This window comes from Bacillus sp. PK6-026 (genome assembly GCF_054161455.1).
Genome location: NZ_CP096418.1, coordinates 1 through 12500, shown reverse-complemented (window position 1 = coordinate 12500; position 12500 = coordinate 1). Strand labels below are relative to the sequence as shown.

7 protein-coding genes, 2 tRNA genes and 2 rRNA genes (1 of these 11 running past the window's edge) are annotated in these 12500 nt (G+C 46.0%); all 11 read right to left on the bottom strand.

Annotated elements, in window-relative coordinates:
* Positions 1–627 (bottom strand): 23S ribosomal RNA (locus M1D59_RS00055) (it extends 2303 nt beyond the left edge of the window).
* 80 nt (positions 628–707) lie between these two features.
* Positions 708–783, bottom strand: a tRNA-Ala gene (locus tag M1D59_RS00050).
* Positions 784–794: 11 nt separating this feature from the next.
* Positions 795–871, bottom strand: a tRNA-Ile gene (locus M1D59_RS00045).
* Positions 872–973: 102 nt separating this feature from the next.
* Positions 974–2522: ribosomal RNA gene (locus M1D59_RS00040) — 16S ribosomal RNA — on the bottom strand.
* Together the 16S and 23S rRNA genes with 2 tRNA genes alongside form the textbook arrangement of a ribosomal RNA operon.
* A 340-nt stretch (positions 2523–2862) precedes the next feature.
* A complete protein-coding gene (gyrA, locus tag M1D59_RS00035) occupies positions 2863–5331 on the bottom strand; it encodes a DNA gyrase subunit A (protein ID WP_023856793.1) in 2469 nt (822 codons plus the stop codon).
* Between the two features lie 191 nt (positions 5332–5522).
* Positions 5523–7436, bottom strand: coding sequence for a DNA topoisomerase (ATP-hydrolyzing) subunit B (gene gyrB, locus M1D59_RS00030; RefSeq protein WP_101561254.1), 1914 nt, complete (start codon positions 7434–7436; stop codon positions 5523–5525).
* 60 nt (positions 7437–7496) lie between these two features.
* Positions 7497–7739 (bottom strand): extracellular matrix regulator RemB, encoded by a 243-nt coding sequence (gene remB / locus M1D59_RS00025; protein ID WP_023856795.1) that lies wholly within the window; start codon positions 7737–7739, stop codon positions 7497–7499.
* 17 nt (positions 7740–7756) lie between these two features.
* Complete coding sequence (gene recF, locus M1D59_RS00020) at positions 7757–8869, bottom strand: DNA replication/repair protein RecF (RefSeq protein ID WP_003178089.1); 1113 nt, start codon at positions 8867–8869, stop codon at positions 7757–7759.
* Between the two features lie 16 nt (positions 8870–8885).
* Positions 8886–9101, bottom strand: a complete 216-nt coding sequence (yaaA, locus tag M1D59_RS00015) for a S4 domain-containing protein YaaA (RefSeq protein ID WP_003178084.1) — start codon at positions 9099–9101, stop codon at positions 8886–8888.
* 166 nt (positions 9102–9267) lie between these two features.
* Positions 9268–10404, bottom strand: coding sequence for a DNA polymerase III subunit beta (gene dnaN / locus M1D59_RS00010; protein ID WP_065643453.1), 1137 nt, complete (start codon positions 10402–10404; stop codon positions 9268–9270).
* Between the two features lie 177 nt (positions 10405–10581).
* Positions 10582–11922 (bottom strand): chromosomal replication initiator protein DnaA, encoded by a 1341-nt coding sequence (dnaA, locus tag M1D59_RS00005; protein WP_023856797.1) that lies wholly within the window; start codon positions 11920–11922, stop codon positions 10582–10584.
* Positions 11923–12500 lie beyond the last annotated feature (578 nt).

The window sequence follows — 12500 nt, the reverse complement described above, 5'->3', positions numbered from 1 at the left end:
CCGGTTCATTCTACAAAAGGCACGCCATCACCCATTAACGGGCTCTGACTACTTGTAGGCACACGGTTTCAGGATCTCTTTCACTCCCCTTCCGGGGTGCTTTTCACCTTTCCCTCACGGTACTGGTTCACTATCGGTCACTAGGGAGTATTTAGCCTTGGGAGATGGTCCTCCCGGATTCCGACGGAATTTCACGTGTTCCGCCGTACTCAGGATCCACTCAGGAGAGAACGAAGTTTTGACTACAGGGCTGTTACCTCCTATGGCGGGCCTTTCCAGGCCTCTTCATCTACCTCGTTCTTTTGTAACTCCGTACAGAGTGTCCTACAACCCCAAGAGGCAAGCCTCTTGGTTTGGGCTGTTCCCGTTTCGCTCGCCGCTACTCAGGGAATCGCATTTGCTTTCTCTTCCTCCGGGTACTTAGATGTTTCAGTTCCCCGGGTCTGCCTTCTCATATCCTATGAATTCAGATATGGATACTGCTCCATTACGAGCAGTGGGTTTCCCCATTCGGAAATCTCCGGATCAAAGCTTGCTTACAGCTCCCCGAAGCATATCGGTGTTCGTCCCGTCCTTCATCGGCTCCTAGTGCCAAGGCATCCACCGTGCGCCCTTTCTAACTTAACCGTTAAAAAGAATCACTACGTGATATCTTGCTTACGAATTGAATGTGATGTCTACTGTTATCTAGTTTTCAAAGAACACGTTGGTGGAGCCTAGCGGGATCGAACCGCTGACCTCCTGCGTGCAAAGCAGGCGCTCTCCCAGCTGAGCTAAGGCCCCGTATATAAAGATGGTGGGCCTGAGTGGACTCGAACCACCGACCTCACGCTTATCAGGCGTGCGCTCTAACCAGCTGAGCTACAGGCCCATCTTTTGATTCATATGAAGGAAGTTCCTTCAAAACTAAACAAGATCTAAACGCACCTGTCTATAAGACCGCAAGGTCTTATATTCCGTATAATATCCTTAGAAAGGAGGTGATCCAGCCGCACCTTCCGATACGGCTACCTTGTTACGACTTCACCCCAATCATCTGTCCCACCTTCGGCGGCTGGCTCCAAAAGGTTACCTCACCGACTTCGGGTGTTACAAACTCTCGTGGTGTGACGGGCGGTGTGTACAAGGCCCGGGAACGTATTCACCGCGGCATGCTGATCCGCGATTACTAGCGATTCCAGCTTCACGCAGTCGAGTTGCAGACTGCGATCCGAACTGAGAACAGATTTGTGGGATTGGCTTAGCCTCGCGGCTTCGCTGCCCTTTGTTCTGCCCATTGTAGCACGTGTGTAGCCCAGGTCATAAGGGGCATGATGATTTGACGTCATCCCCACCTTCCTCCGGTTTGTCACCGGCAGTCACCTTAGAGTGCCCAACTGAATGCTGGCAACTAAGATCAAGGGTTGCGCTCGTTGCGGGACTTAACCCAACATCTCACGACACGAGCTGACGACAACCATGCACCACCTGTCACTCTGCCCCCGAAGGGGAAGCCCTATCTCTAGGGTTGTCAGAGGATGTCAAGACCTGGTAAGGTTCTTCGCGTTGCTTCGAATTAAACCACATGCTCCACCGCTTGTGCGGGCCCCCGTCAATTCCTTTGAGTTTCAGTCTTGCGACCGTACTCCCCAGGCGGAGTGCTTAATGCGTTTGCTGCAGCACTAAAGGGCGGAAACCCTCTAACACTTAGCACTCATCGTTTACGGCGTGGACTACCAGGGTATCTAATCCTGTTCGCTCCCCACGCTTTCGCGCCTCAGCGTCAGTTACAGACCAGAGAGTCGCCTTCGCCACTGGTGTTCCTCCACATCTCTACGCATTTCACCGCTACACGTGGAATTCCACTCTCCTCTTCTGCACTCAAGTTCCCCAGTTTCCAATGACCCTCCCCGGTTGAGCCGGGGGCTTTCACATCAGACTTAAGAAACCGCCTGCGCGCGCTTTACGCCCAATAATTCCGGACAACGCTTGCCACCTACGTATTACCGCGGCTGCTGGCACGTAGTTAGCCGTGGCTTTCTGGTTAGGTACCGTCAAGGTACCGCCCTATTCGAACGGTACTTGTTCTTCCCTAACAACAGAGTTTTACGATCCGAAAACCTTCATCACTCACGCGGCGTTGCTCCGTCAGACTTTCGTCCATTGCGGAAGATTCCCTACTGCTGCCTCCCGTAGGAGTCTGGGCCGTGTCTCAGTCCCAGTGTGGCCGATCACCCTCTCAGGTCGGCTACGCATCGTTGCCTTGGTGAGCCGTTACCTCACCAACTAGCTAATGCGCCGCGGGTCCATCTGTAAGTGATAGCCGAAGCCACCTTTTATAATTGAACCATGCGGTTCAATCAAGCATCCGGTATTAGCCCCGGTTTCCCGGAGTTATCCCAGTCTTACAGGCAGGTTACCCACGTGTTACTCACCCGTCCGCCGCTGACATCAGGGAGCAAGCTCCCATCTATCCGCTCGACTTGCATGTATTAGGCACGCCGCCAGCGTTCGTCCTGAGCCAGGATCAAACTCTCCATGAAATAATGGAGCGCAGATTAAGTTCGTCACATCCTGTGACAACATCTGCATGACCTGCATCGTGCAGGCCCCTGACTACGCACATTCGCATGTGCGATTTATTTAATGAATTAACAGGTACGTTTTGTCTTGTTTAGTTTTCAAAGAACTTCGTTGCCGCTCTCAAAGCGACCACTTAAATATAACATTTATGAGACAAGCGGTCAATACTTTTTTTCGGAAAAGTTTTTGTTGTTGCTTTTATAAGCGACCAAAAGAAATTATAGCACATCATCTTTCTGATGAAAAGATCTTATTTGAAAGATTGAATAGAAAAACATGCAGCCATTTGGCTGCATGTTTTTATGATTCGTCCGCTTCCTGTTCTTCTGTATCGTTCTCTTCATCTTTTTCAACTAAAGCGACAGTCGCGACATGCTCTTGTTCACCTAAGCGGATAAGACGCACGCCCTGGGTGACGCGGCCGGTTGTGGAAATATCTTTAATATCCATCCGAATGATCACGCCGCTGGCTGTGATGATCATTAAATCTTCTTCTCCTGTTGTTGCTTTCACTGTCACAAGAGAGCCGTTATTTTCTGTGATTTTGCAGGTTTTCAGCCCTTTTCCTCCACGGCTTTGAACCCTGTATTCTGAAGCCGGCGTCAGTTTTCCGTAGCCTTTTTCAGTTACGATTAGCACATGATAATCCTCTTCCAAAATCTCCATGCCAACGACAACATCGTCATCTGTCAGAGTGATGCCTTTAACACCGGCTGCTGTTCTTCCCATTTGCCTTACATCTGTTTCAGGGAAACGGATCAGCAGACCGTTTTTCGTGCCGATAATAATTTGTTTATTTCCGTCTGTCAGGCGGACGGCCATCAATTCATCCTCATCGCGGAGGCTTAAGGCGATCAATCCGTTATTGCGGATATTCGCGAATTGGGAAAGCGGCGTGCGTTTTGATATTCCGTGTCTTGTCGTGAAGAACAAATAAGACTCGTCATCAAATTCGCTTACCGGGATAATCGCGTTGATCCATTCTCCTTTTTCCACTTCAAGCAGGTTAATAATCGGTATTCCCTTTGCTGTCCGTCCGAATTCAGGGATCTCATATCCTTTCGAACGGTACACCTTCCCTTTATTTGAGAAGAAGAGAATGGTGTCATGGGTGGATGTTGAAATCAGGTGTTCAACGAAGTCGTCTTCATTTGTCCCCATGCCCTGAATGCCTTTCCCGCCCCGCTTTTGGCTGCGGTAAGTGGAAGAAGGCAGACGTTTGATATATCCGTTATGGGTTAAAGTCACAACGATATTCTCGCGCGTGATGAGATCTTCGTCCTCAATCGTTTCAAGGCCTGATGTCACGATTTCTGTACGGCGCTCATCATTAAAGCGCTCTTTAACTTCTGTGAGCTCTTCCCGAATGATTTCAAGAACCTTTTCTTCGTCTGCTAAGATGGCTTTTAACTCGGCAATCAACTCAACAAGACCTTGATATTCCTCTTCGATTTTTTCGCGTTCCAGTCCTGTTAAACGCTGAAGACGCATGTCCAAAATCGCTTGGGCCTGTTTTTCGGTCAAAGAAAACTTCTCAATCAATCCGTTTTTTGCGATTTCAGCCGTTTGCGAATTTCTAATTAGGGAAATAACTTCATCAAGATGATCAAGCGCCACTCTCAAGCCCTCAAGAATATGGGCCCGCGCTTCCGCTTTGCGAAGCTCGAATGCCGTGCGCCTTCTGATCACGACTTTTTGATGGTCAAGATAATGCTCCAGACACTGCTTCAAGCTCAATACTTTCGGCTGTCCGTCAACAAGCGCCAAAAGATTAATGCCGAATGATGTTTGAAGAGCGGTCTGCTTGTACAAGTTATTTAACAGTACATTAGCGTTTGCGTCCCTTCTCAGTTCAATGACGATGCGCATTCCGTTTCGGTCTGATTCATCGCGGAGATCCGTAATGCCGTCGATTTTCTTATCGCGCACTAGATCGGCGATTTTTTCGATCAGCCTAGCTTTATTCACCTGATACGGTATTTCCGTAATTATGATTACCGGTTTACCGGAAGATGTTTCTTCGATTTGAGCTTTGGCTCGAAGCGTAATGGATCCCCGGCCTGTTTCATAGGCTTTCCGGATGCCGCTTCTCCCCAAGATCAGCCCTGCTGTTGGGAAATCAGGTCCAGGAATGATTTCCATCAATTCCGGAAGCGTGATTTCAGGGTTCTTGCTGACCGCCAAGACCCCGTCAATGACTTCACCGAGCTGATGCGGCGGAATGTTTGTGGCCATACCTACAGCAATACCGGCCGCTCCGTTGACAAGCAGGTTTGGAAATCTCGCGGGCATAACAACCGGCTCTTTTTCCGATCCGTCATAGTTGTCCTGGTAATCGATTGTGTCTTTATTGATGTCGCGCAGAATTTCCATTGATATTTTAGACATTCTCGCTTCTGTGTAACGCATGGCCGCAGCCGAGTCGCCGTCGACAGAACCGAAGTTTCCGTGGCCTTGAACGAGCATGTACCGATAGTTAAAATCCTGCGCCATTCTGACCATGGCTTCGTAAACAGCAGAATCACCATGCGGGTGGTACTTACCGATAACTTCGCCGACAATACGCGCGGATTTTTTATACGGCTTATCACTTGTCATCCCAAGGTCGTTCATCGCATACAATATTCTTCTGTGCACCGGCTTCAGACCGTCTCTTACGTCCGGAAGAGCGCGGGAAACAATAACACTCATTGCGTAGTCTAAAAAAGATGTGCGCATTTCCTGACTGATATTGACTTCCTGAACTTGGGGCTTATGTTGTTCACTCATTAAAAAACCTCCCTGGAGAATCTACATGAGTTGTGTGGGAGTAGATTTGTAATTTATACTCTTCAACGAATTAGGCTATTCTCCATTATATCAATAATCTTGATTTTATACACATCAAATGACTAGAGCGCCAAAGGCTCATTCTAGAAAAGACCTTATTTCAATTAAGCGAAAATAAGGTCTTACAATCATTAAATATCCAAATTCTTTACATATCGGGCATTCTCTTCGATAAAGTTGCGGCGCGGCTCAACCTTGTCGCCCATCAGCATTTCAAAGGTTTCATCCGCATCGATCGCATCTTTGAGTGTTACTTGAAGCAATGTCCGCGTTTCAGGATCCATCGTCGTTTCCCAAAGCTGTGTCGCGTTCATCTCGCCCAAACCTTTATAGCGCTGCAGGCCTGGCTTCGGATTTTGCGGAAGCTCTTTTAAAATTTCTTCGAGCTGCTGGTCATTGTACGCATACTCAACGCGTTTCCCCTGCTGTATTTTGTAAAGCGGCGGCTGAGCGATGTAGACATATCCTTGTTCGATGATCTGTCTCATGTAGCGGTAGAAAAAGGTTAGCAGCAACGTTCGGATGTGGGCACCGTCGACGTCGGCATCCGTCATAATCACGACTTTGTGGTAGCGGGCTTTTTCAAGATTGAAATCTTCCCCGATCCCGGTGCCAAGCGCGGTGATCATAGAACGAACCTCATTGTTGGACAAAATTTTGTCCAGGCGTGCTTTTTCGACGTTCAAGATTTTCCCTCTCAAAGGCAAAATGGCTTGGAAATGACGATCGCGGCCCTGTTTTGCCGATCCGCCCGCAGAGTCACCCTCAACGATGTAAAGTTCGGAAATCGTCGGGTCTTTAGAAGAACAGTCAGCCAGTTTCCCCGGCAGATTCGACACTTCAAGGGCGCTTTTTCTGCGCGTCAGTTCGCGTGCTTTCTTTGCAGCCATTCGTGCTCTGGCGGCCATAACCCCTTTTTCAACGATTTTTTTCGCCGAATCCGGGTTTTCAAGCAGAAACTTTTCGAGCGCTTCTGAAAATAGCGCATCTGTTATCGTCCGCGCTTCTGAGTTGCCAAGCTTTGTTTTCGTCTGCCCTTCAAATTGAGGATCCGGATGCTTGATTGAAATGATCGCTGTCAAACCTTCACGGACGTCTTCCCCGCTTAAGTTCGGATCGCTTTCTTTGAAGACACCGTTCCTTCTCGCGTAATCATTGATGACTCTCGTCAAACCGGTCTTAAAGCCGGCTTCATGCGTTCCGCCTTCATACGTATGAATGTTATTGGCAAACGAATAAATGTTGCTGGTATAGCTGTCGTTGTATTGAAGAGCCACCTCGACCGTAATGCCGTCTTTGGATCCTTCAATATAGACTGGCTCTTCATGAACCACTTCCCGTGAACGGTTCAAGTGTTCAACATAGCTTTTAATACCGCCTTCATAGCAGTATTCATTCTTGCGTTCTTTTCCTTCTCGCTTGTCTTCAATCGTGATTTTGACGCCTTTTGTCAAGAAAGCGAGCTCCCGGACACGAGTGGCAAGCGTATCATAGTCGTATTCCGTCGTTTCCGTGAATATTTCCGGATCAGGCTTGAAGTGAGTGGTCGTTCCCGTCACTTCTGTATCTCCGATGACTTTCAAATCAGCTTTCGGAACGCCCCGTTCAAATTCCTGGTAATGGACTTTTCCATCTCTGTAAACCGTTACATCGAGCTCGGTTGAAAGGGCGTTAACAACAGATGCACCGACGCCGTGCAAACCGCCTGAAACTTTATATCCGCTTCCGTCAAACTTTCCTCCGGCGTGCAGGACTGTCATGATGACTTCTACAGCGGGACGGCCCATCTTCTCATGAATACCGACCGGAATCCCCCGTCCGTTGTCTTTTACAGTGATGCTGTTGTCTTTTTCAATTTCGACATTGATTTCAGTGCAGTAACCGGCCAATGCTTCATCGATGCTGTTATCGACAATTTCCCATACTAAATGGTGCAGACCTTTGCCGCTTGTCGACCCGATGTACATTCCGGGTCTTTTCCGCACGGCTTCCAATCCCTCTAGAACCTGTATCTGATTTTCATCGTAATTATTTTGCTGTTCCATTGCCACGCACATTCACCTACACTTTTCTTCAAACATAATAAATTTATAGTTAAGATTCTTTTATGAATCGATTTCCGGCTTGGATTGCGCCCGTTTTTTCAACGTGCCTGAGGCTAAAGGAGAAAAATAAATCGATTGTAATGTGACAACAATTGACTTCGGCGTGCTGTTAGAAGAGACAATCTGCTGTTTTTGCTTGTTTAAAAACTCTTCAACAATCGGCGACGTCTTTGCCTTGTAATCAAAAATAGCCACAATTTCACGCGTTGAGACGACAAAATCGTCACCTAAGTGGATATACAATCCCTCACCCCATTTTCTCAGTCCGATAGCGTGCCATTTTCAACTCGAAAGATTTCCGCTTCGTTTAAGGTTTTATGATCAATTCCATCAACGCTTGTCGTTGTTACGAATGTTTGAACACGGCCTTGAATGGTGTGGAGCAAGTGAGACTGCCGATAGTCGTCCAGCTCTGATAAAACATCATCCAAAAGCAGAATCGGATATTCTCCTATCTCTTCCTGAATCAAATCGATTTCAGCCAATTTAAGCGACAAAGCAGTCGTTCGCTGCTGGCCCTGCGATCCGTAAGTCTGCACATCACGGCCATTGACGTAGAAGAGAACATCATCCCTGTGGGGACCTGACAGAGATACCCCCCGTTCTATTTCTTTATCTCTTAATTTAGAAAACGTTTCTTGATAACTATTGATCATTTTCGACAAATCGGGCGAATCTGATACGTGAAGAGACGTATGATACTTTAACGTCAGCTCTTCCAGACCTCTTGAAATTCCGGAATGAATGGGCTGAGCCCATTTTTCAAGCTGATCGACAAACTGAAGCCGTTTCATCACAACCTTTGCCGCGAATTCCGTAAGCTGTTCCGTCAGCACGTCAAGCATCGTTTGGTCGGTTTGCTTTCTCGTTTGAAGCTGTTTCAGGAAATGATTCCGTTGTGAAAGGATTTTTTGGTAAAGAGAAAGGTCATGAAGATAGACAGGTGATACTTGGCCGATTTCCATATCGAGAAACCTTCTTCTGACCTGAGGACTTCCTTTTACAAGATTTAAATCCTCCGGCGCGAACATAATCGTGTTGACAGCCCCGACATACTGGCTCAGCTTCTGCTGTTCAATATGATTGACTTTACCTTTTTTTCCTTTTTTGGAAATCACGAGCTGAATGGGAACAGAACCGTTTTTTTTAATGACCCTGCCTTCTATTTTAGCATAGTCTTCATCCCATCGTATGAGTTCTTTATCATTTGACGTCCGATGGGATTTCGCCATCGCAAGCACATAGATCGCTTCCATCAAATTCGTTTTTCCTTGAGCGTTCTCTCCGATAATCACATTCACTTTGTTCTCAAATTGAAGGTCAAGGCGCTCATAATTACGGTAAGATGATAATGTAAGATTTTGGATATACAATCAATACCACCTGCTTTTAGCCGACGACTTGAAATGAACCGAATCCTTCAATCGTCACCACATCTCCGACATACAGTTTTCGTCCGCGGCGGTTATCCGGCTCGTCATTGACGAGTACTTCATATTCCGATAAAAACCATTTTGCCATTCCTCCGGACTGAATGACATCCGCCAATTTCAAAAACTGGCCGAGGGTAATCATCTCTGTATCAATAGCCACCGTCTTTGTCATTATATCGACCTCTTTCAATATCACTAATATCTAATTGTACTAAAAAACAGGGAAAGAAGGAAAGGGGAAACTTGCGGTATGAACAACCAAGGCAGGGCGAGAGCGCTTTTCTCCCGAAAAATAAGAGAAGCTGCCGGACCAGCCGGCAACTTTCTATTCCAACAAATTAATACGTCCGGACAGGAAGAATTAATTGGACGATTGAATCGTCATTCGGCGTACGGATCAGAAAAGGCCTCATAGCGCCCGTGAAGCTCACGTGAATATCCTCTCCTTCAAGAACTTTAAGGGCATCCAGCATATATTTCGGACTAAAGGATATCTTTAAGTCTTCCCCTTCAATCTGCTCGGCATTCACCGTTTCGACAACCTTTCCGATTTCCGGAGAGTTTGAAGAAATTTCGATCGACTCATTGGCGGTTGCGGAAAGTTTCACCACGTTGTTTCGTCCTTCTCTCGCCAAGAGCGAAGCCCTGTCGATCGCCTGAAGAAATTCCTTTGTATTGACGATCAGGTTCGTTTTGCTTTCCTGAGGAATCAGGCGGTTTGTATCCGGATAGTTTCCGTCAAGCAGCCTGGAGAAAAACAGCACGTTTTTTGTTTTAAATAACACTTGTGTTTCGGTAATCACAATATCGACTAGCTCCTGATGGTCATCAAGGATCTTGCTCAGCTCGGTTAAGCTTTTTCCTGGGATGACGACATTGTAAGAATTGTCTTCGTTAATGTCGAGCTTAGCTTTTCTTAGCGCCAGACGGTGACTATCCGTCGCAGTGCATATTAATTCACCGTCCGCGACATTCCAGTTTACACCTGTCAAGATTGGGCGTGTTTCTGAGGTGGACACTGCAAAAACGGTTTGGCGGATCAGGTTTTTCAGCAGATCGGTCGGAATTTGAAAAGCGTGATGCTCTTCAATTTGCGGCAAAAGCGGATATTCGCTTGCATCCAAACCGTTTAAGTTAAACTCTGCTTTGCCGGAGCGGATGATCGTTAAGTATTGATTTTGAACCTCGATTTCCACCGTTGACATCGGCAGCTTTTTGACAATTTCACTGAAAAAACGCGCTTGAAGCACAATGCTGCCGGGCTGTTCAATTGTCACGATCTCTAAATCGCCGTCTTCTTTCGGGATAAACGATTCAATCGAAATATCGGAATCGCTGCCTGTCAGAGAGACACCTTCATCAGAGGCCACGATTTTAATACCGGTTAAGATCGGAATCGTCGTTCTTGAAGAAACGGCTTTTAACACATCTTGGACACCTTCGACTAGGCGGTCTTTTTGAATTGTAAACTTCATAATCATCCTCCTTGCGGAAATCTATTAATTATTATGTTTTATAAAAATAGCAGAAGTACTAGTAGGGGCTGTGGATTTGTGGATAAGTGCTAAAAACGAACGGAAACACAGCCTATCCACATGTGGACAGACTGTGTAAGGCTATGTTCAAGTTATTCACACTTTCCCGCTCACCATTTATCTCAGCTGCTCTTTAATTTCTTTAATATGCTGCTGGAGCTGTTCATCATCGCTCAGCAGTTTTGATATTTTTTCGTGGGCATGGATGACCGTCGTGTGGTCGCGTCCGCCAAACTCCTCGCCGATCTTTGGAAGAGAAGAATCTGTCATTTCTCTTGATAGATACATAGCGATTTGCCGCGGAAAAGCCACCGATTTTGTCCGTTTCTTCGCCTTGAAATCCTCCAGCTTGATATTGAACTGCTGGCCGACGATTCTTTGGATGTCTTTGATCGTAATGACTTTCGGCTTTGAAGACGGAATGATATCTTTCAAAGCTTCAGCAGCCAAATCGGCGTTGATGTCTTTATTGATCAGGGAAGAATATGCGACAACCCTGATTAATGCCCCTTCCAGCTCCCTGATATTGCTGTCGATCTGATTGGCAATATAAAGCATGACTTCATTCGGGATATCAAGTCCTTCTGCTTTTGCTTTCTTCCTTAAAATCGCAATTCTTGTTTCTAGATCAGGAGGCGTGATGTCTGTGATCAATCCCCATTCAAAACGGGAGCGCAAACGGTCTTCAAGCGTTGGGATCTCTTTTGGAGGCCGGTCGCTGGAAATGACGATCTGCTTTGTTTCTTCATGCAGCGTATTAAACGTATGGAAAAATTCCTCTTGCGTCTGTTCTTTTCCGGCTAAAAATTGAATATCATCTATCAAAAGAACGTCAACATTTCGATAGCGGTTGCGAAAATCGACAGCTTTATTGTCACGGATCGAGTTAATGAATTCATTTGTAAATTTCTCAGATGACAAATAAACCACTTTTGCAGATGGATTGTGATCGATGACATAGTGCCCGATCGCATGCATTAAGTGAGTCTTTCCAAGTCCGACTCCCCCATAAATAAACAGCGGATTGTAAGCTTTCGCCGGGGCTTCGGCCACTGCCAAAGACGCCGCATGGGCGAATCGGTTTCCTGAACCGATAACGAACGTATCGAATGTATATTTGGGGTTCAGCATGTTTTGCGGAAAATCAGCCGGTTCTTCTTTCGACATTTTTTTGATTGGAGACTTAGGCATAAAATCTTCTTCATTTTGATTCTGAGGAATGACAAATTTAATGCTCAATTCTTCTCCTGTCAGATCGTAGATCGTATCGGCGATCAGGTGCAGGTATCTTGATTCAAGCCAGTCTCTGGCGAACTCGTTCGGTGCGGTGATGATCAGCGTATCGCCCTGCAATGAATGGGCCTTTGTCGATTTCATCCATGTTTCAAAGCTGGGCTTGCTCAATTTTTTTTCGATCTGCCCCAAAGCTTGATTCCAAAGATCCGATATGTTTTTCATAATGGCGGTTCGTCCCTCCTTTACCAGCAATATTTGCTTGTCCAACCTGTTATAGAACACAAAAAAAGAGCAAATGGATGAGTCCATTCGTTAATGAAATGTTGAAAACATATAATATAGTAGAAAAACGTCTTTTCGACATTCTTCACAAGATGTGGACAAATTCCTGCACACCCTGTGAAAAAACTTTCCACAACTTATCCACAGTTTGTGGATAATGGATTGGCAGCCAATTTGTTATCAAGAGTTAAAACACAAATATAATATCAGAATAAGCGAGTGGTTGCAATGGTTGCGAGGAACTTATCCACACACTATACAAACTGTTGAAGAAATATTGTCCACAACGGTTAGTTTTGTGAAAATGTTGTCGATAATGACTGTGGATAGAAAAAACGAGGCGAAAGATATCCACATTGGCTTTTTTTTCGCTTCGTTCATCCCATTTTCCCGCTTCCAAAAAAATCTTTTAAGCTAAAATTGAGGAAAAGTGAAATTAGGCTTTCGAAGAAAATTGATATGTGTTATCCTATTATGGTGCAAAAAAGAAATGTGTGAGCGAAGTTGACAATGAACTG

Coding starts and splice junctions, on each gene's coding strand:
- gyrA (WP_023856793.1), bottom strand. CDS start 5,331: ATGAGTGAACAACATAAGCCCCAAGTTCAGGAAGTCAATATCAGTCAG.
- gyrB (WP_101561254.1), bottom strand. CDS start 7,436: ATGGAACAGCAAAATAATTACGATGAAAATCAGATACAGGTTCTAGAG.
- yaaA (WP_003178084.1), bottom strand. CDS start 9,101: ATGACAAAGACGGTGGCTATTGATACAGAGATGATTACCCTCGGCCAG.
- dnaN (WP_065643453.1), bottom strand. CDS start 10,404: ATGAAGTTTACAATTCAAAAAGACCGCCTAGTCGAAGGTGTCCAAGAT.
- dnaA (WP_023856797.1), bottom strand. CDS start 11,922: ATGAAAAACATATCGGATCTTTGGAATCAAGCTTTGGGGCAGATCGAA.